The sequence below is a fragment of the Oceanobacillus sp. M60 genome, assembly GCF_053839645.1.
Genome location: NZ_JBSSNH010000002.1, coordinates 386,175 through 406,538, shown reverse-complemented (window position 1 = coordinate 406,538; position 20,364 = coordinate 386,175). Strand labels below are relative to the sequence as shown.

20 protein-coding genes are annotated in these 20,364 nt (G+C 38.9%); 16 read left to right on the top strand and 4 right to left on the bottom strand.

The window, feature by feature from the left end; all coding sequences use genetic code 11:
• The first annotated feature begins 25 nt into the window (after positions 1 to 25).
• From ACW0TQ_RS06205 to uvrC, 9 genes are all read left to right on the top strand, one after another.
• Positions 26 to 2,371: an endonuclease MutS2 gene (locus tag ACW0TQ_RS06205; RefSeq protein ID WP_341173010.1), complete on the top strand. Its 2,346-nt coding sequence runs from the start codon at positions 26 to 28 to the stop codon at positions 2,369 to 2,371.
• Between the two features lie 91 nt (positions 2,372 to 2,462).
• Positions 2,463 to 2,873: a DUF350 domain-containing protein gene (locus ACW0TQ_RS06200; RefSeq protein WP_042534446.1), complete on the top strand. Its 411-nt coding sequence runs from the start codon at positions 2,463 to 2,465 to the stop codon at positions 2,871 to 2,873.
• A 170-nt stretch (positions 2,874 to 3,043) separates the two neighbouring features.
• Positions 3,044 to 4,747 (top strand): long-chain-fatty-acid--CoA ligase, encoded by a 1,704-nt coding sequence (locus ACW0TQ_RS06195; protein WP_193062349.1) that lies wholly within the window; start codon positions 3,044 to 3,046, stop codon positions 4,745 to 4,747.
• A gap of 191 nt (positions 4,748 to 4,938) precedes the next feature.
• Positions 4,939 to 5,523 (top strand): fatty acid metabolism transcriptional regulator FadR, encoded by a 585-nt coding sequence (fadR, locus tag ACW0TQ_RS06190; protein ID WP_341173009.1) that lies wholly within the window; start codon positions 4,939 to 4,941, stop codon positions 5,521 to 5,523.
• Between the two features lie 34 nt (positions 5,524 to 5,557).
• Positions 5,558 to 6,331, top strand: coding sequence for an enoyl-CoA hydratase (locus ACW0TQ_RS06185; RefSeq protein ID WP_193062347.1), 774 nt, complete (start codon positions 5,558 to 5,560; stop codon positions 6,329 to 6,331).
• A gap of 102 nt (positions 6,332 to 6,433) precedes the next feature.
• Positions 6,434 to 7,207, top strand: a complete 774-nt coding sequence (locus tag ACW0TQ_RS06180) for an electron transfer flavoprotein subunit beta (protein ID WP_368901856.1) — start codon at positions 6,434 to 6,436, stop codon at positions 7,205 to 7,207.
• Between the two features lie 49 nt (positions 7,208 to 7,256).
• Positions 7,257 to 8,231, top strand: coding sequence for an electron transfer flavoprotein subunit alpha/FixB family protein (locus tag ACW0TQ_RS06175; protein WP_042534436.1), 975 nt, complete (start codon positions 7,257 to 7,259; stop codon positions 8,229 to 8,231).
• 154 nt (positions 8,232 to 8,385) lie between these two features.
• Positions 8,386 to 8,700 carry a thioredoxin gene (trxA, locus tag ACW0TQ_RS06170; RefSeq protein WP_042534434.1) on the top strand — a complete coding sequence of 105 codons (315 nt, stop codon included), beginning with the start codon at positions 8,386 to 8,388 and terminating at the stop codon, positions 8,698 to 8,700.
• A gap of 134 nt (positions 8,701 to 8,834) precedes the next feature.
• On the top strand, positions 8,835 to 10,640 hold the full coding sequence (gene uvrC / locus ACW0TQ_RS06165) for an excinuclease ABC subunit UvrC (RefSeq protein ID WP_256704762.1): 1,806 nt from the start codon (positions 8,835 to 8,837) through the stop codon (positions 10,638 to 10,640).
• 34 nt (positions 10,641 to 10,674) lie between these two features.
• Here uvrC and ACW0TQ_RS06160 read toward each other — a convergent pair whose 3' ends face one another.
• Entirely contained in the window at positions 10,675 to 11,118 is a 444-nt protein-coding gene (locus tag ACW0TQ_RS06160; protein WP_244882405.1) for a DUF2507 domain-containing protein, read from the bottom strand.
• 887 nt (positions 11,119 to 12,005) lie between these two features.
• On the opposite strand from ACW0TQ_RS06160, the gene ACW0TQ_RS06155 reads away from it, so the two are divergent.
• The 4 genes from ACW0TQ_RS06155 (at position 12,006) to ACW0TQ_RS06140 (ending at position 15,763) form a co-directional block, all read left to right on the top strand.
• The gene (locus tag ACW0TQ_RS06155; RefSeq protein WP_042534431.1) at positions 12,006 to 12,626 is read left to right on the top strand and encodes a succinate dehydrogenase cytochrome b558 subunit; all 621 of its coding nucleotides are present in this window, start codon (positions 12,006 to 12,008) and stop codon (positions 12,624 to 12,626) included.
• Positions 12,627 to 12,661: 35 nt separating this feature from the next.
• On the top strand, positions 12,662 to 14,410 hold the full coding sequence (gene sdhA, locus ACW0TQ_RS06150) for a succinate dehydrogenase flavoprotein subunit (RefSeq protein ID WP_042534430.1): 1,749 nt from the start codon (positions 12,662 to 12,664) through the stop codon (positions 14,408 to 14,410).
• A gap of 15 nt (positions 14,411 to 14,425) precedes the next feature.
• Positions 14,426 to 15,190 carry a succinate dehydrogenase iron-sulfur subunit gene (sdhB, locus tag ACW0TQ_RS06145; protein WP_042534429.1) on the top strand — a complete coding sequence of 255 codons (765 nt, stop codon included), beginning with the start codon at positions 14,426 to 14,428 and terminating at the stop codon, positions 15,188 to 15,190.
• A 132-nt stretch (positions 15,191 to 15,322) separates the two neighbouring features.
• Entirely contained in the window at positions 15,323 to 15,763 is a 441-nt protein-coding gene (locus ACW0TQ_RS06140; protein ID WP_042534428.1) for an acyl-CoA thioesterase, read from the top strand.
• Positions 15,764 to 15,973: 210 nt separating this feature from the next.
• Here the strand turns inward: ACW0TQ_RS06140 and ACW0TQ_RS06135 are convergent, their stop codons facing one another.
• The gene (locus ACW0TQ_RS06135; protein WP_193062402.1) at positions 15,974 to 16,351 is read right to left on the bottom strand and encodes a PH domain-containing protein; all 378 of its coding nucleotides are present in this window, start codon (positions 16,349 to 16,351) and stop codon (positions 15,974 to 15,976) included.
• A 24-nt stretch (positions 16,352 to 16,375) separates the two neighbouring features.
• Positions 16,376 to 16,765 (bottom strand): helix-turn-helix domain-containing protein, encoded by a 390-nt coding sequence (locus ACW0TQ_RS06130; RefSeq protein WP_042534427.1) that lies wholly within the window; start codon positions 16,763 to 16,765, stop codon positions 16,376 to 16,378.
• A gap of 434 nt (positions 16,766 to 17,199) precedes the next feature.
• Between ACW0TQ_RS06130 and ACW0TQ_RS06125 the strand changes: the two genes are divergently transcribed.
• Positions 17,200 to 18,024 (top strand): Ltp family lipoprotein, encoded by an 825-nt coding sequence (locus ACW0TQ_RS06125; protein ID WP_052485081.1) that lies wholly within the window; start codon positions 17,200 to 17,202, stop codon positions 18,022 to 18,024.
• A 361-nt stretch (positions 18,025 to 18,385) separates the two neighbouring features.
• Here the strand turns inward: ACW0TQ_RS06125 and ACW0TQ_RS06120 are convergent, their stop codons facing one another.
• Positions 18,386 to 18,610 (bottom strand): helix-turn-helix domain-containing protein, encoded by a 225-nt coding sequence (locus ACW0TQ_RS06120; protein ID WP_040981732.1) that lies wholly within the window; start codon positions 18,608 to 18,610, stop codon positions 18,386 to 18,388.
• Positions 18,611 to 18,918: 308 nt separating this feature from the next.
• On the opposite strand from ACW0TQ_RS06120, the gene ACW0TQ_RS06115 reads away from it, so the two are divergent.
• Together ACW0TQ_RS06115 and racE are read left to right on the top strand one after the other, a co-directional pair.
• Positions 18,919 to 19,335, top strand: coding sequence for a MarR family winged helix-turn-helix transcriptional regulator (locus ACW0TQ_RS06115; protein WP_175297093.1), 417 nt, complete (start codon positions 18,919 to 18,921; stop codon positions 19,333 to 19,335).
• A 25-nt stretch (positions 19,336 to 19,360) separates the two neighbouring features.
• Positions 19,361 to 20,176 (top strand): glutamate racemase, encoded by an 816-nt coding sequence (gene racE, locus ACW0TQ_RS06110; protein ID WP_042534426.1) that lies wholly within the window; start codon positions 19,361 to 19,363, stop codon positions 20,174 to 20,176.
• Positions 20,177 to 20,364: the final 188 nt, after the last annotated feature.

The window sequence follows — 20,364 nt, the reverse complement described above, 5'->3', positions numbered from 1 at the left end:
AATTTTTAATAAAAGAGGGGTTAAAATGAACGAACGTGTATTAAAAACGCTTGAATTTCACCGCCTTGTTGAAAAGGTTCGTGATCAAGCAGAAACCTCTATAGGAAAGGATTTAGCATCTAAGATACAACCCAAGTCGACGCTTGATGAAGTGGAGGAACTCCAAGCGCAGACAGACGAAGCCGTTCAAATTTTCCGGCTGAATAAAGTGATTCCTTTAGGTGGTATATCTGATATACGACCGAGTGTGAAACGCAGTGCAATAGGGAGCATTCTTTCGGCGGATGAGGTTTTACGCATTGGGGATACGTTATATGGAGGCAGACAGGCCAAAAGTTTTTTAGAACAGGTCGAGGATGTAGAAATACCAATTCTTCAATCTGCCGCAGCAAATATTATCGCAATCCGGGATTTAGAACAGCATATTAACAGCTGCATCGATGATCATGGCCAGATAATGGATGGTGCTTCATCAGCTTTACGTTCTATCCGCAGCTCTATACGGACATATGAAAGCAGTGTCCGCAGCAAGTTAGAAAGCTATACACGCTCTAACAGTAAAATGCTTTCCGATTCGATTATCACGATTCGGAATGATCGTTATGTTTTGCCGGTAAGACAGGAATACCGTGCTGCCATTGGCGGAATTGTCCATGATCAGTCATCATCCGGTCAGACATTATTTATGGAGCCAAAAGCGGTAGTGGATATGAATAATAAATTACAGGATTTATTTTCTAAAGAAAAACAAGAAATAGAACGGATTTTAAAGGAACTCAGCGGGCACATCGCTTCCTATGAACAAGAGCTTTTAAATAATGTCTATTGGCTTTCGGAAATTGATTTTATCAGCGCCCGGGGAAAACTTGCTCAAAAAATGCATGCGGTAAGACCTAAAATGAATATACATGGTTATATAAAGATGCAGCAGGCAAGACACCCATATATTCCAGATGATCAAGTTGTTCCAAATGATGTGGAAATGGGCCAGGACTATCAGGCAATTGTTATTACAGGACCAAATACAGGCGGAAAGACGGTTACTTTGAAAATGGTTGGGCTTTGTACATTGATGGCTCAATCGGGTTTACAGGTACCCGCACTCGATGGCTGTGAAATGCCGATATTTGATGAGGTTTTCGCTGATATAGGTGATGAACAGTCGATTGAACAAAACCTGAGTACCTTTTCCTCTCATATGACAAACATTGTGGAAATTATGAAGCATGTCACGGATCAGTCGCTGGTTTTATTTGATGAATTAGGCTCTGGTACAGATCCGCAAGAAGGAGCTGCTTTAGCAATGTCGATCCTGGATGAGGTGCTTTCTAAAAATGCAAGTGTTATTGCGACGACCCATTATCCGGAATTAAAAGCTTATGGATATAACCGGACGCAGGTGGTCAATGCTTCTGTAGAATTTAATGTAGAAACATTGCGGCCGACCTACCGGTTACTAATTGGCGTTCCAGGACGAAGCAATGCATTTGACATTTCGAAGCGGCTAGGGCTTGACGGAAATATCATTAATCAAGCGAAGCAGCTGATTGGTGTGGATTCTCATCAAGTAGAAAATATGATTGCTTCCTTAGAACAATCCCATACAGAGGCAGAGCGAGACTATGAAAAAGCGCATCAGGTACTGGAAGAGAGTGAAAAACTGCATCAAGAATTAACAAAAGCAATGAACCGATGGGAAGATAAGAAGCAAAAGATTTATGAAAAAACGGAAGAGAAGGCTGAAAAAGCGTTGCTGAAAGCGCGTCAGGAAGCAGAAGAAATTGTGCAGATGATGCGCAATATGAAAGACCAGTCTGGCATGAAGGAACATGAGTGGATTGAAGCCAGAAAGATGCTTGACGAGGCAATGCCGAATCTAAGCAGGGATAAATCAGCTGTCCAGCCTGAGAAGAAACAAGAGCAGAGCGAGCTGAAGCCGGGAGACGAGATTAAGCTGCTCACCGTAAATCAGCTCGGCGAGGTTGTTGAAAAGGTAAATGACAGGGAATATATGGTGCAGGTCGGCATTATGAAAGTAAAAGTAAAACGGTCTGATTTAGAGCTTGTCAAGAAGAAGAAAAAGAAGCAGGCTGAGCCAGTGGCCACGGTTAGAGGCAATAATCAGCATGTGAAAACAGAATTGGATTTACGCGGCGAACGTTATGAGGACGCGATGCACAAGCTGGAGAAGTATGTGGATGATGTATTGCTATCCGGTTACGCTCAAGCATCTATTATTCATGGGAAAGGGACTGGCGCCTTGCGAAAGGGTGTTCAGGAATTTGTGAAGCGGCATCCGCATATTAAAGGCTCAAGGTCAGGCGAAGCAGGAGAAGGCGGAAGCGGCGTTACAGTTATTCGCTTTGAATAAGTAATCGAATTAAATGTTTTGTAAGATCGGAAAAAGGGATGGATTTAATATTGGCAACAAATCCCTTTTTCCAAATGAAGGAGCGAGAAAAATGGAAGGCTTTTGGGAAAATATTTTAGTAATCACTGCAGCGAGGTATAGTGTATTTATTTTATCCACTCTGCTCTTTTTAGCAATTGCTGAACTGGTAACCTCCTATAAAAACTGGGAGGAAATAAAAAAAGGGAATCTGGCCGTTGCGATGGCTACCGGAGGAAAGCTATTCGGCATAGCCATGATTTTCAGATTCTCCATTGAGCATAACGATAGTTTAATGGTATCGATGGGCTGGGGGATTTTTGGTTTTGTATTATTAATAGCAGGATATTTATTTTTTGAATTTTTAACTCCATTTATGAAAGTGGATGAAGAAATCGGCAACGGCAATAAGGCTGTCGGCTTTATCTCGATGGTCATCTCTGTCGGGTTAGCCTATGTTATCGGAGCAAGCATCGTTGGTTAGGAGGGCAATGAGTGATATTTGAACGTTTAGCAAAAATATTAATGGCAGTTGGAATTATTTTTTTCATCGTAGGATTGGTTTATTTATTTCTCTAAATATTAGATAATATTTTCAAAGTTAGCAATTAACCGTTATAATAGGTATAGACTAAATTGAAGGAGGAATGATTTATGTTGGAAAAAAGGGCTTGGCATGATCGCTACCCTGAGGATTTACCTAAAACACTGGAATATGATAAGTGCGCTCTGTATCAATATTTAATTGATGCGGCGAAGCATCACGGAGAAAAGAAAGCGCTTTATTTCATGGGTAAGGAGATGACTTATAAAGAGCTGTATAAAGAGGCGAAAAAAACAGCGAATTATTTGCAATCTATCGGAATCAGAAAAGGAGACAGGGTTGCTATTTTTTTGCCAAATACTCCTCAATCGGTCATTAGCTACTATGGTATCCTGATGGCAGGAGCAATAGCTGTTCCAACAAATCCGCTTTATACGGAAAGAGAATTGATTTTTCAAATGAATGATGCGCAGGCTAGAGCAATTATTTGTTTAGATATTTTACTTCCGCGTGTAAACAGCGCCCGTTCACATACGACATTAGAGCATGTTATTGTAACCGGCATCAAGGATTATCTTCCTTTCCCTAAAAATATGATTTATCCATTTATACAGAAGCGAGAATACAATTTGGTGGTGAAGGTAGAGCCCAGCAATGATACCCATGTATGGAAAAAGATGATGGAGCACTCGGTTGCTGATTATTTAGAATCCCCTATTAATCCGGAAGAAGACCTTGCACTTTTACAATATACCGGCGGGACAACAGGCAGTCCTAAAGGAGTAATGCTGACGCATTATAATTTAAGTGCCAATGTGCAAATGTGCGAAACATGGCTTTCGCGCAGCGAAGAACAAAAAGGTCAGGATGTAGTTCTAGGTATTCTTCCATTCTTCCATGTATACGGGATGACAGCTGTGATGAACTTTGCGATAAAAAAAGCCTCCAAGATTATTCTGATACCAAAATTTGATGCGGGTGACTTATTAAAAGTAATAGATAAACAGAAACCTAATCTTTTTCCAGGCGCCCCAACGATTTATATCGGTCTGTTAAACCACCCGGAATTAGAGAAATATGATTTATCCTCTATAGATGCGTGTATTAGCGGGTCAGCCCCATTGCCAGTTGAGATTCAGGAGCGCTTTGAAAGAATTACCGGTGGAAAGCTGGTTGAAGGATATGGATTAACAGAAACTTCCCCTGTAACACATGCAAATTTTGTATATGCTGAACGTATTAACGGCAGTATCGGCGTCCCTTGGCCGGATACAGATGCTAAAATTGTTCAAATGGGTGAAGCGGGATTAGAAGAAGTTCCGGTTGGAGAAATCGGCGAAATCGCTGTAAAAGGACCGCAAGTAATGAAAGGGTATTGGAATAATGAAGAAGAGACGGCGAGTACCCTGAAAGATGGCTGGCTTTTGACCGGCGATTTAGGATATGTTGATGAATCCGGGTTTTTCTATGTCGTGGACAGAAAGAAGGATATGATTATTGCAGGCGGTTTTAACATTTATCCAAGAGAAATCGAAGAGGTTTTGTATGAGCATGAAGCTATCCAGGAAGCGGTAGCAGCAGGTATACCGGATCCATACAGAGGAGAGACAGTAAAGGCTTATATTGTGTTGAAAGAGGGAGCGGCTCTTACGGAAGAAGAGTTAAATGAATATGCAAGAAAACATCTCGCAAGCTACAAAGTCCCGAGAATTTATGAATTCCGTGATGAATTGCCAAAAACAGCAGTCGGGAAAATCTTAAGAAGAAAACTGATTGACGAAGAGAAACAGAAACAAGAAGCAGCATCTGTTTGAGCCTCGTGCTCTTTTTTTCTTTTCCAAAGCAGCTTGACAGGTAATTTAATTAAGCAGAGAATCGGAATGTATTTATATTGAAAACGTTTTAAATAAAACAGCTTTTCATTGACATTAAACTTCAAGAATTGTATATTAAAAATATGAATGACCATTCACTCATTTTTAATTATGTAATCAAGGAGTAAATCATGAATAATCAAAAACCAAAATATCATCAAATTATTGAAGCTGCTGTAAAAGTGATTGCCGAAAATGGATACCATGGGTCACAGGTTTCCAAAATAGCAAAGGAAGCGAATGTTGCTGACGGTACCATTTATTTATACTTTAAGAACAAAGAACATATTCTTGTTTCTTTATTCGAAGTGAAAATGGGAGAATTTATCAATCAAATAGCAAAAGCAATCGAAGAAAATGATTCTGCTTCTAATCAGCTGTATACCTTAATAAAAATGCATTTCACGCAGCTGTCTTCAGATTATTATTTAGCTATTGTGACCCAGCTGGAGTTAAGACAATCAAATATTTCTTTAAGACTGCAGATTAATCAAGTTTTGAAGCCTTACTTAACCGTGATTGACGGTATTATTCAAAAAGGAATGGAGCAGCAGCATTTTAGAGAGGATTTGAATATTCCTCTGGTCAGGCAAATGATTTTCGGTACACTTGATGAGATTGTTACGAATTGGGTGATGAAGGAACAGAAATATCATCTTGTTGACATGGCGCCTGAGATTCATAGAATGCTCGTCAGTGCTTTAACTTCAAAATAAACAGATAATGAAATATAAAAAAGAGGTGATTGATTTGTCCGTTTTGGAATTAAAAGTAGAGGAGAAGGTTGCTTATTTAACAATCAAAAGCCCTCCTGCTAATGCATTATCTTCTAAGCTGATCGCAAAATTAGATGAACTGTTAACACAGATTGAACAAGAAGGGGAAGCCAAAGTGGTTGTCCTGCAGGGAGAAGGCAAGTTTTTCTCAGCTGGGGCAGATATTAAAGAATTTACCGCTCTTCAAGAGGCATCAGAGTATGAAACTTTAGCTAAGAACGGCCAGAACATTTTTAACAGGATAGAGCATTTTCCGCTTCCTGTTATTGCATCCATACATGGCGCTGCATTAGGCGGAGGATTAGAGCTCGCAATGGCTTGTCATATAAGGTATGCAACGGCTGATGCCAGAATAGGGCTTCCAGAGATGAATTTAGGCATTATTCCTGGTTTTGCCGGTACACAGCGTTTGCCGCGATATATAGGTAATGCCAGAGCATATGAGATGATTTTAACCGGAGAACCGATTTCCGGAAGGCAGGCGGAAGAATGGGGGCTTGTTAACCGGATTGTGGAAGAAGATGAGCTGGAAAATGAAGTTCGTCAATTAGCCGGAAAAATTGCTGCTAAAAGCAAGCCTGGAATCAATCGGATTATGCAATTGATTCCTTATGCAAATACAAGCCAATTTGCAGAAGGAGCTGACAGGGAAGCGGGCTTGTTTGGTGAGATTTTCGGGTCATATGATGCGAAAGAAGGCGTAAGCGCTTTTAAAGAAAAAAGAGCAGCAAACTTTCAGGATAAATAGATTTTCTGGCGGTTCCCAAATTACTCGAATGATAAGAGGATGAAGTATTATTGACTGCTTTTTAAACATACATTCTAGTTTGTGACAAGGAGGAAAAAGAATATGAATATTTATGTATTATTGAAAAAAACGTTTGATACAGAGGAAAAAATTGCTGTTCAAAATGGGAAAATTGAAGATGATGGTGCAGAATTCATCATTAATCCTTATGATGAATATGCAGTAGAGGAAGCGATTGTACAAAGAGATAAGCATGGCGGAGAGGTCACAGTGGTTACCATTGGTGACGAAGACTCTGAGAAGCAGCTTCGGACAGCTCTTGCTATGGGAGCGGACAAAGCAGTTCTAATTAATACAGAAGAAGATTTGGAAGAAGGAGACCAGTTTACAATTGCCAAAATTTTAGAAGCATTTTTTGAAGACAAGGAAGCTGATTTGATTTTGGCAGGGAATGTTGCTATTGATGAAGCAAGCGGTCAGGTCGGTCCGAGACTTGCCGAGCTTTTGGGAATATCCTGCGTTACAACGATAACGAGCCTGTCTATCGATGGGGATACTGCTTCGATAGAAAAAGACGTTGAAGGAGATGTTGAAATCATCGAAACCAGCCTTCCTGTACTAGTTACTTGTCAACAAGGCTTAAATGACCCGCGTTACCCTTCACTGCCGGGAATTATGAAAGCGAAGAAAAAACCGCTTGAAGAATTAGAAATCGATGATCTGGACCTAGATGAGGATGACGTAGAAGCAAAAACGAAAACAATCGATATTTATCTTCCGCCTGAAAAAGAAGCAGGTAAAGTGTTAGAGGGAGAGGTAGCGGATCAGGTGAAGGAATTGGTATCTTTATTGAAAAATGACAAAAAGGTACTTTAAGAGAAAGTTTGTATGATAATGCAGCTGATAGTGAAAGGGGATAATAATAATGAGCGATAAATTACTAGTGATTGGTGAAGTAAGAGATAATGATATAAGAAATGTTTCCTTTGAGGCAATTGCAGCGGCGAAGCAAATTGATGCGGATGCTGAAATTGTGGGTGTTTTATTCAGTGATAGTGATTTAACCAGTGCAGGTGAAGAACTAATTGCTTATGGGGCGGATAGTGTTGTTACAGTCACGCACGACAATTTGAAAACGTATACATCAGAAGGGTATGGACAGGCGGTTTTAGAAATTATCGATGAATTATCTCCAAAAGGAATTGTCATGGGGCATACCTCTATTGGAAAAGACCTGACACCAAAGGTTGCAAGCAGGCTGTCAGCAGGACTTATCTCTGACGTAGTAGACATTGAAAAAAATGGCGATGACAATGTATTTATTCGTCCTATCTATTCTGGAAAAGCATTTGAAAAGAAGACATTTGCAGATGATTTTATATTTGTAACGATTCGCCCGAATAATATAGCTGCTCTTGAAAAAGATGCTTCAAGATCTGGCGAAGTAAATACCAAGGATATAGATATTAAAGATTTACGTACCATTGTGAAGGATGTTGTCCGAAAAACCTCGGAGGGGGTTGACCTCTCAGAAGCAAATGTTATTGTAGCAGGCGGAAGAGGAGTGAAAAGTGCAGAGGGATTTAAACCGCTTTACGAGCTTGCAGATGTACTGGGAGGTGCTGTAGGTGCATCCAGAGGTGCCTGTGATGCTGACTATTGTGATTATGCGCTGCAAATTGGGCAGACCGGAAAAGTGGTAACTCCTGATTTATATATTGCGGTAGGTATTTCCGGTGCAATTCAGCATTTAGCCGGAATGTCTAATTCCAAAGTAATTGTTGCTATAAATAAAGATGCTGAATCAAATATCTTTAATATTGCTGACTATGGAATTGTTGGTGATTTATTTGAAGTCATCCCGCTGCTTATTGAAGAAATTAAAAAAGTAAAGGCATAAAGGAAATAAAAGGTCTGTGAGAAATGCTGAGACACAGGCCTTTTGAAAGTAATTTTAATCAATTCAAGCAAACTATTAGGAAGTATACTTATACGATGATATACTCATACTAAGCTTATGATAAGCTGCATGATGTTTTAAGGAGGTAAAAATAATGGCAATTAAACATGTAACGGATCAAAACTTTACAGACGAGACATCAAAAGGTCTTGTACTTGCAGACTTTTGGGCTCCATGGTGTGGACCTTGTAAAATGATTGCTCCTGTTTTAGAAGAAATTGATGGAGAAATGGAAGAAAAAGTACAGATCGTCAAATTAGATGTGGATGAAAACCAGGAAACAGCTGGGAAATTTGGTGTAATGAGTATACCGACACTTCTTTTATTCAAAGATGGAGAAGTGGTAGACCAGGTTATTGGTTTCCAACCTAAAGAGGCATTAACAGATTTAATTAATAAACATGCCTGATAAAGTCACGTTTTCGTTCTGTGGTGATACCTTATCACAGAACGGATTCTTTGATTTCTATTAGAAAAAAGAGAATCCCTTTGTCATCAAGCAGATGAAAAGGGATTTTCTGATGTATAAAGGGCTGGTTATAGATGAAAGAAGCAATTGAAAAAAAGTTGGCTATTCTTCCAATGCAGCCTGGCTGTTATTTAATGAAGGATAAGCATGGGACAATTATTTATGTAGGAAAATCTAAAAAGTTAAGAAATCGCGTTCGTTCTTATTTTCGCGGGGCGAATGACAGGAAAACGCAGCGTTTAGTCCAGGATATTGCAGATTTTGAATATATGGTTACGTCATCAGAGATTGAAGCACTTATTTTAGAAATGAATTTAATAAAAAAATATGATCCTAAATATAATGTAATGCTGAAGGATGATAAATCGTATCCTTATTTGAAGATTACATCTGAGCGGCACCCGAGGTTAATTGTCACAAGACAGTTAAAAAAAGATAAAGGAAAATATTTTGGTCCTTATCCTAACGTGATTGCGGCAAGGGAAACCAAAAAGCTTTTAGACCGAATCTATCCGCTCAGGAAATGTAATAATCCTCCCGGCAGACCGTGTCTTTATTATCATATGGGGCAATGCTTAGCCTGTGGTAAAAATCCGCCTTCTAAAGAAACGTATCAGCAAATTGTTCAAGAGATAACCTCCTTTTTACATGGTGGGTTTAAGGATATTCGCAACCGTTTGACAAGAGAAATGACAGAAGCAAGTGAAGTGCTGAATTTTGAAAGAGCAAAAGAACTTCGAGACACTATCCAATACATCGATGCAACGATGGAACAGCAAAAAATGGCTGCTAATGATTTAGTGAACAGGGATGTTTTTGGTTACAGCTATGATAAAGGCTGGATGTGTGTACAGGTTTTCTTTATCCGGCAAGGAAAGCTGATAGAACGCGATGTCAGTATATTCCCATTTTATGATAATGCGGAAGAAGCAATCGTCAGTTTTATTGCACGATTTTATTTGCAGGAAAACCATCTGAAGCCAAAGCAGGTATTAGTTCCGATAGGCATTGATGATGAGATATTGGAAAAATTACTTGAAGTCAATGTCCATACACCGCTTCGTGGCAGAAAAAAAGAAATGGTAGAATTAGCTGAAAAAAATGCAAAAATCGCTTTGAACGAGAAATTTCAATTAATTGAGCGGGATGAGGAAAGAACCTACCAAGCAATGGAGGATTTAGGAGATTACTTAAATATAGAGACACCTCGCCGGATTGAAGCGTTTGATAATTCGAATATTCAAGGAACAGATCCTGTATCGGCAATGATTGTTTTTGAGGATGGAAAACCGAATAAAAAAGAATATCGCAAATATAAAATCAAAGATGTCAAGGGACCAGATGATTATGAAACCATGCGGGAAGTAATACGCAGACGTTATACAAGAGTACTTCGCGAGGAGCTTCCTTTACCTGATTTAATTATTGTTGACGGGGGAAAAGGCCAGATGACATCAGCATCAGATGTGCTGGAAAATGAACTTGGTTTAAGTATTCCGCTTGCTGGACTTGCTAAGGATGACCGGCATAAAACCAGCGAATTATTATATGGGGAACCTCCAGAGGTCATTCCGTTAAAACGCCAATCGCAGGCCTTTTATTTAGTGCAGCGGATACAGGATGAGGTGCACCGCTTTGCCATTACCTTCCACAGGCAATTAAGAGGAAAAGGACTGTTTCAATCCGAGCTTGACCGTATCCCGGGGGTTGGAGAGAAGCGGCGCAAGCTTTTATTGACGCATTTTAAATCAGTAGAAGAAATTAAAAATGCCTCTTTAGAAGATATGCGTAAAATTGGCATACCCAAAAATATAGCTACAGAGGTTATCGGACATTTAAAGAAGCAGGAAGCAGAACAAAACGATCGTGAAATCGAATAAGTTTCGCGATCGTTTTGTTCAGTTTTAAAGATTATTAATCCTGTATATAAACCGTAAATTCAACTTGTTTCAGGCGACGGTGAACAGATTCAAGGCATTCACAATCTACGTCTTCCAGCTGCTGCAGCGCCTCTGCTATTATTCCGGCTTCTAAACGGAAATCGGTCTCCATATTTGATTTTAATTTCGCAACAATTGTATCGGATAGAAGGTAAAAGGTTTTTACGTTCTTTTTATCTTTTACTAAATCCAGGGTCCCTAAACCCATTTTTTCAAAAAATAAACTTAAATCTTCCAGACTGCTGAACTCAAATTTCCGTGCCAGATTTCTGCCTAAAAAATAAAGAAGTGTATCTTTTTCTTCCCCAAAAAGCTCCGGCAGACCAATATAGCGTAAAATATCATATCCCGCGCCGTCACTATATAATTGCTCTAACTCAGTTACATCTAATTTTTGATTGCTGCCATACTTTGACACTATTTTCATCCTTTCCTTCACGTCTCGCTCGTGTTACATGTCTATGGTTATTATGTATTGTTGTCTGTTGATTAGCAAGTATAGGAACTAGATAATTTAACTTTACTTGCGTGTTCATACAGGTCTCAGCCTGAGCAGGAAAAGGGGACTCCTTCACCGCCTGTCGTCCGGTCATTCGGTTATTTTTCCTGTCAGCTATATTTCGAGATTTTTGAACACTGCCATTAAATTAATAGATTATCCAAGAGATTAACATCATCTGGAACCGCAAACGAAGTTAAATATCTCTATTATAATAACATTCTCTGCGACTTTTCTAAATCTTTTTCTTGGTTTTCGTATGGTTTTGTTTCATTTTGATGTAAAAACGGCGATTATCTTATAGAATGATGCAATAATATAATTCAATTTCTCATGTAATAGACTCAACTATAGCACCTAAGAATAAGTATATATATCTTGTTGTTTCAGGATTATCAAGTTCTTCTTTATTGTGCTTGCTTTTTAGTTAAATCTGCTTTTTTGAACTAATGATAGTGCATAGCTCCGCTCCGTCCCCATGGAAAACAAAACAGTCCGCCGCAGCGGTATTTTACACTCCACCTTCTATTCTTTGTCAAGGGTGTTTTCGAAGGAACGGCCAACTCCTGTTTCTATGGAAATGAAGTTTCTTTTTAAGGTGCGAAAGTTGAGTAATAGAGATTTTAATAAATACTTTTCATTTTCTTAAAGAAGCCGGTCGGGAATTCTTGACGCTTTACAATGTAAGAAGTACAATAATAGATGTTATTGGCTGTACTATAAAAATAAATATTTACAATTTTGTAAAGCGCTTTATTTTTATAGTATACATATTATAGGGATTACGTTTCAAAAGGGGGGTAAACATGGCAGAACAACGTGAGTTCTTCTTTAGAAGACTACATTCGCTGCTGGGAGTTGTGCCGATTGGTATTTTCCTAGTACAACATTTATTTATCAATCATCTTGCTGTGTATGGAGAAGAAGTATTTAATACAGCAGCTGGTATTATGCACGAATTACCATTTGTATTGCTGCTGGAGACATTAGTAATCTATCTACCAATTTTGTTCCATGCGATTCTGGGTGTTTATATTGTTTTTACATCTAGATACAGTACACGACGTTATGGATTCTTCCGTAACTGGATGTTCGCACTACAGCGGGTTACTGGAATTATCCTTGTTATCTTCATTGCATGGCACGTATTTGAAACACGCGTTCAGCTTGCTTTAGGAAATGTGGATATCAACTATAGCTTGATGGAAGGCATCCTTTCCAGCACGCCGATGTTTTGGTTCTATGTGGTAGGGGTTCTTTCGGCTGTATTCCACTTCGCAAATGGATTGTGGAGCTTCATGGTAACATGGGGTATTACACAAACACCGAAATCACAGCGCATTTCTACGTATGTGTGTCTGATTGTATTTTTAGCAGTCGGCTATCTAGGTATAAGATCATTACTTGCATTCGCATATGGTGTATAAATAGTAATGGAATGAAAGAAGGAGTGAGCTAACGAATGAGTAAAAAAGTTGCTGTAGTCGGCGGCGGTCTGGCCGGTTTGATGGCTACGATCAAAGCCGCTGAAGCAGGAGTAAATGTAGATTTATTTTCTATCGTACCTGTAAAACGTTCTCACTCTGTATGTGCACAGGGCGGTATCAATGGAGCTGTTAATACAAAGGGAGAAGGGGATTCTCCAGATTTGCATTTTGATGATACAGTTTACGGCGGAGACTTTCTCGCCAATCAGCCGCAGGTAAAAGCAATGTGTGATGCTGCACCAGGTATTATACATATGTTTGACCGTATGGGAGTCATGTTTAACCGTACGCCGGAAGGGCTATTAGATTTCCGACGTTTTGGCGGTACGCAGATGCACCGTACAGCATATGCAGGGGCAACGACAGGACAACAATTATTATATGCATTAGATGAGCAGGTTCGCCGTTATGAGGTGGAAGGACTGGTCACTAAATTTGAAGGCTGGGAATTCCTTGAAGCGGTTATTGATGAAAACGGTGTAGGAAAAGGAATTGTGGCTCAAGATGTGAAAACACATGAAATTAGAGCATTTCGTTCAGATGCAACCATCTTTGCAACTGGAGGACCTGGTATCATTTTCGGGAAATCAACAAATTCCATGATCAATACAGGCTCTGCAGCAAGTAAGCTTTATTTGCAAGGTGCAAAATATGCAAATGGAGAATTTATCCAAATCCATCCGACTGCTATTCCGGGAGATGATAAACTAAGATTAATGAGTGAATCAGCTCGTGGGGAAGGCGGACGAGTTTGGACGTATAAAGATGGAGAACCTTGGTACTTCCTTGAAGAAAAATATCCGGCATATGGTAACCTTGTTCCTCGTGATATCGCAACACGTGAAATTTTTGATGTTTGCGTAAACCAAAAACTTGGTATCAATGGGGAAAACATGGTTTACCTTGATTTATCGCATAAAGATCCAAAAGAGCTTGATGTAAAACTCGGCGGAATTATTGAGATTTATGAGAAATTTGTCGGTGAAGATCCTCGTAAAGTGCCGATGAAAATCTTCCCTGCAGTTCACTATTCCATGGGTGGATTATGGGTTGATGAGAAGCAAATGACAAGCATTCCTGGAATTTTTGCTGCAGGTGAATGTGATTATTCACAGCATGGCGGAAATCGCCTGGGTGCGAATTCCCTGTTATCCGCAATCTATGGCGGTATGGTGGCAGGTCCAAATGCTATTGAATATATTGATGGGCTGGAGGAGCATGTGGAAGAGCTTCCGGATGAACTCTATCAATCTCGTGAAGAAGCAGAACAAAGCGATTTTGAAAAGCTGATGAATATGCAGGGAACAGAAAATGCATATCAAATCCATAAAGAGCTTGGAGACTGGATGACAGATAACGTAACAGTGGTACGTGAAAATGAAAAGCTGTTAAAAACGGATGAGAAAATCGTCGAATTGATGGAGCGCTGGGAAAATATCAATATTAATGATACGACCCGCTGGAGCAACCAAGGAGTTATGTTCACCCGTCAATTAAAGCATATGCTTCAATTAGCACGAGTGATTACCATTGGTGCATATAACCGGAACGAAAGCCGCGGAGCACATTATAAACCGGAGTTTCCGGAACGAAATGATGAGGAATGGTTAAAAACAACTGTTGCTGAATACAATGCGGAAAAGAATGAGCCTGTATTTAGTTATGAAGATGTAGATATTTCCTTGATTCCCCCTCGGAAACGAGATTATACAACAAAACATTAGAAAGGAGTAAACGAAATGGCTGAACAAAGTAAGGTTACCTTTATTATAACTAGACAAGACGGTCCGGACGCTGCTCCTTATGAGGAAACGTTTGAGATACCTTATAGACAGAATATGAATGTTATTTCTGCTTTAATGGAAATCCGAAAAAATCCTGTAAACAGCAAAGGAGAGCAAACCACACCAGTCATGTGGGACATGAACTGCTTAGAGGAGGTTTGCGGCGCTTGTTCAATGGTTATTAATGGAACAGCAAGGCAGTCCTGTGCGGCATTGGTTGATCAGCTGGAGCAGCCTATCCGTTTAGAGCCGATGGCCACATTCGATGTTGTCCGTGACCTTATCGTCGACCGTGATCGCATGTTTGAAGCTTTAAAACAAGTAAAAGCATGGATTCCAATCGACGGTACGCATGATTTAGGTCCTGGACCGCGCATGCCGGAGAATAAACGCCAATGGGCATATGAGCTGTCTAAATGTATGACATGCGGTGTTTGTCTGGAAGCTTGTCCGAACGTAAATGACAGTTCCAATTTCATTGGTCCTGCTGCTATTTCCCAAGCACGTTTATTTAACGCGCATCCAACTGGTGAAATGAATGCCAGTGACCGTTTAAACGGTTTAATGGAAGACGGCGGAATTGACGGCTGCGGAAATTCTCAAAACTGTGTACAAGTTTGTCCAAAAGGAATTCCTCTGACAACTTCTATCGCAGCAATGAACCGCGCGACCAATATCCAAGCATTTAAAAACTTCTTTGGAAGCGACACAGCACTTTAATAGGTGATGGATAACAAGCGAAAAACCCTAACCACTAATCCGGTCAGGGTTTTTCTTCAACTGAAAATGAAAACGTTTTAATTAAAAGATAGAGATTGATATAAAATTGTACAAGAGAGAGGAAAAAGTTGTATGCCCCGTATTCCTTATATTGAAGATTTTTCGGCATGGGAGAAAGATTTTTCTTTCTATATCCCTATATCTGTCCGATTTTCTGAAACAGATATGTATGGTCATGTGAATAATGTTTCCCCATTTATTTATTTTGAAGAAGCGCGTATTGCCTATTTAAACAGTATCGGTTTTTTATCAAAGGATATGCGTCAAAAAGACGGAATTATTGTTGCTGATTTGCAATGTAATTATCTGAAGGAGCTCTATTTTGGCGATGATATTCGTGTTTATGTAAAAACAGCATCTGTCGGCAATACTTCTTTTGATATTCACTATAAGGTGATGAGAGAAGAGGAGGCCATCCTGACAGCTCGAGGAAGGCTAGTTTATATTGATACAGAAAAGAAAGCCCCAAAAAAGCTGTCTGATGCATTAAAGCAGAAGCTGCTGGAGACATGATCTATATTAATCGCGTTCAAACTAGATGGACACGAAGAGAATGAATAGCCAGGCTGAACGTCTAAATAGAAAAAGCTGGATGGATGATAGTTTTTTATCGTCCATCCAGCTTGCGCATTATTTAGCTCTTCTGTTTTCGCTGCTTTCAAAGAGCTTTCTTAGTTTTTAATTCCTTTCTTCTAGTTAGTAGCTAATTTTTTCTAAATGAATTTAAACTACTACTGAAGCAAGAACTTTTTGAATATCATAAATATTAGTGTCTTTCTTAAATGTTTTAGAAACAAGCGGATTGACTCCGCCTGAAATCCATATTTTAAGTTCCGCATCCATATCAAAATGTCCGGCAGTCTCCACGCTGAAATGGGAGATGCTTTTATACAGTATGGAATGATATTCTGTTTTCTTGCCGGTTAAACCTTGTTTGTCAACCAAAATCAGACGTTTATTGGTGAAAATAAATAAATCACGAATAACTTTAAAAGCTGCGCTTACTTCTTCCCCTTCAATAAATAATTGCTCGTATTCTTTCATGATTTCCTTTTCATCTACGTTTGAAGCATTTCCCATTAAACCATCTAAAATTCCCATCATTTCGTCCCCCAGTTTTATAGTTTATTTATTATACTTTTGTTTCTTCATAGCCATATCTGTAATGTATGTAAAATATTTCTCTAATTCTTTCATTTCATCCGAGCCCATTGCCTCCCATCGATCAATCTCGTGGAATCTCGAACACTCCACCCTATATTCTTTAATCAAACGACTGATTTCCGAGATTGGATTGAATTCATTTTCTAAATTTCTATTATCTGTCCTGCCTAGCAGGTAGTCCACACTTACTTCGAAATAGTCAGCTAATTTAACTACTAAATTATAATCTGGTGTTCTTGTTCCTTTTTCATAAGCAGTATATGCAGGGCGAGTGACACCAATAATAATTGATATTTCTTGTTGGGTATTTTTCTTTTCATTCCTTAATGCTGCTAATCTTTGATTAAGCATTTATTTTTATCCTCCCTATAACTATATTTTACAGTAACAATGTGTTACTTGAAATGGAATGTAACAAATAGCGACTATTCATATAAAAATCTATAAAAAAGTAACAATATGAAACTGTAATCAATTGTAACCTTAATAAGGGAGACGTGAAAAACTAAAAAAGTCAAAATACATTTCTTGAAAGCCTGTAGCAGCAAATTTAGATGTTGGATAGGAATAGAAAAGAAATGGTTTAATAAATAGGTGAGATATTCTCTGGAGCTAAAGAAAAATGAAAAAGAAATGCAGAATAAGGAAAGGATATTCCTATTCATATGTAATGTAATTTAATTAATTTAAGAAAATTTTTTAGTTATAAAAAAGATAAATACTATCTATTACTATTTGATTATATATGGTAAAATTTACTTATTACATATACAGGGGTGATCAATATGTCAAAAGAAAGAAAGCGTGTTTTGAAAAAATGGCAGTTTTTTCTAATCGCGATAATCGCAGCCGCAGCAATTTTAAGCGGTTGCGGGGATGAAGGAGAGGCAGCAGAAGAACCGGATCAAGATGAAATGAATAATGAGGAGGAGACTAAAGAAGCAGAGGAAGAAGCTGCCGAGGAGGAAGAGTCTGAAGAAGCAGAAGAACTTGCTGAAGCGGAGGAGCTTGAAGAAACGGAAGAAATAGAGGAAGAAACGGTTGAAGCGGAGGAGCCTGAAGAAGCAGAGGAGAATCCGGCTGAAGTGGAGGAATCCGAAGAGGCAGAAGAGGATCTGGCTGAAGTGATAGAACCGGAAGAAGTTGAAGAAGAACTTGTTGAAGAGGAAGCATCTGGAGAAAGCTTCTCTCAACAAAATGCAGTGAGCGCAGCTGGCGATTATTTAAATTTTACAGCTTTTTCAGAAAGCGGTTTGATAGAACAACTGGAATTTGAAGGATTTACAAATGAAGAAGCTGTTTATGCAGTCAATCAATTGGATGCAGATTGGCAAGAACAAGCAGTTTTATCGGCAGAGGATTATATAGCATTTACTAGCTTTTCAGAAAGCGGCTTGGTAGAACAGCTGGAATTTGAAGGATTCAGCAATGAACATGCGGTGAATGCAGTCAGTCAATTAGATGTAAATTGGCAGGAGCAAGCAGTATTAACAGCAGAAGATTATTTGTCTTATTCCAGTTTTTCCAAAAGCGGCTTGATTGATCAGCTCGTGTTTGAAGGGTTCAGCAATGAGCATGCTACGTATGCTGCAGAGCAAGTAGGCTTTTAAAAAGATAAATAGTATAAAAGTCACCCTGAAAATAGGGTGGCTTTTTCTTATATAAAATCTGAAGGGGCAGATTTATTATGCGGCGAGCATTTGATTGTTAAACCTTTCATTACTTTTAAAAATAAAAAGTCTGAGCTCTTTTTTCAAAGCTCAGACTAAAAAGCACCTTCATATAGCCTTAGTTTATACCTGTAAGGAATGACGATAAAGTATACGATTGTATGGTGAGTCCTGCCGTAGCATCTCACCACTGAATGCATGTATTGATTTGAGTTCAAAACAAAAATAGAATAAAAAAGAAAATAAATGTATTTTGATCTCGAACGACATGCTGGTGTATCATTTTTTCTTTTTTGTGTGTTTACAGTTTTAATTCGCCCATGCGAAGCAATTCAACAACAGCCTGTGAACGGCCTTTTACCCCCAGTTTTTGCATCGCGTTTGAAATGTGGTTCCTCACAGTTTTTTCTGAGATGAATAGCTCTTGGGCAATCTCTTTTGTTGTTTTATCTTGTACCAATAGTTCAAACACTTCTTTCTCGCGTTTGGTCAGCAGCTGCTTCGGTTTATACCCATTATCCTTCAAATGTTACCCCCTCCTTGCTTTATAGAACTGCATCATGAAGGGAAATTATTTAGTCGATATAGCTTATGAAGGCTGAAACAAAAGAGTGCGTACATTTTTAAAGGTATTTGCCTTGGACGGCTTTAAAAAAGTTTTCAAGAAGCGATTTTTAGTTTACTATGTAATACAAGCAGCAAGAAAATGACTTCATAACCATTGCTATTTAATTAGTGTTAAAATACCAGGAGCAATTCTTACTTTTAGGGGGTATCAATGTGGAAAAAAATAAAGAATTGGAAAAGAATAAAGATGTAGAAGCAGTGAATAAAATGGAAAAACAATTAAGGTATATTTCTGGCATGATTAAACAAAATGGCAGGAAAATATTACATCATTATCCGATTACTTCGCCGCAGTTTATTGCCTTGCAGTGGCTGCTGGAAGAAGGAGATTTGACCGTTGGCGAATTGTCGAACCGTATTAGCCATGCATTTAGTACGACGACAGACTTAGTTGACCGTTTAGAGAAAAATGAATTAGTAGAGCGTGTCCGTGATACAAATGACCGGCGCGTGGTGCGCATCCATCTTCTGGAAAAAGGGAAGCATATTATTGAAGAAGTAATCCAAAAACGTCAGGAATATTTGCAGGATGTTTTATCTTCATTTTCAGATGAGCAGAAAGAAACGTTGAATGATTTGTTAGGCTTTTTGCATGATGAAATGAAGCAAGTTAATGAGAAGTAGCAATAGCAAAAAGGGAGAGAGCGCTTTGGAACAGCCAATTGGTGTAATAGATTCAGGAGTGGGCGGGTTAACGGTTGTTCATGAACTAATGAGACAGCTGCCTAAAGAGCCGCTTATTTACTTAGGAGATACAGAAAGATGCCCATACGGACCGAGAACGAAAGAAGAGGTAAAACAATTCACATGGGAAATGGTCCGTTTTTTACTTAAAAAAAATATAAAAATGCTTGTGATTGCTTGTAATACGGCAACCGCATTTACAATAGAAGAGTTACAAGAAAAATTGGATATTCCGGTTATTGGCGTTATCAAGCCTGGCGCGAGGGCTGCAATCAAATCTACGGAGAATAATTATATCGGTGTAATTGGAACAGAAGGAACGGTGCAGAGCGGTGCATATAGTTATGCACTACGTCAAATCAAGTCTGATATTGAGGTTATTTCTTTAGCTTGCCCTGCTTTTGTTCCGATGGTGGAAAAAGGGATCCTGGACGGGCCGGAAGCAAAACAAGTAGTGGAAACAACCCTGGTGCCTATTTTAGAGCATGATCAAATGGATACATTGATTTTAGGCTGTACGCATTATCCACTATTAAAGGATACTATTCAAGCGGTGGCAGGAGAGAAAATTACTGTTATTTCTTCCAGTGAAGAAACGGCAAGAGAGACGAGTACAACATTAGATATTCATCAAATTGCGAATGGCGATGACCCGATGCCGCCCCATGAATTTTATGCGACAGGAGATTTGAATATTTTTATCGAAATCACACAGAAGATTTTTAAAGATAGTAATTTTGGTGTGCTGACAATTAAACATGCAGATTTGCGTCATGTTTAATCTCAGTAGCTTTAACTCCTATGCAGATGAGAGTGAATCTTTGCATAGGAGTTTTTTCTCACAGCTGCATATTAACCTGACAACATTGCTGCGATTATTCGCTCCATCGTAAAGAGCCATGCGTCGAAACCTCCACTGATTAAAGTTTCAGTTTATGTGGTCTTTTTTCAGATATAAAATGAAACTTC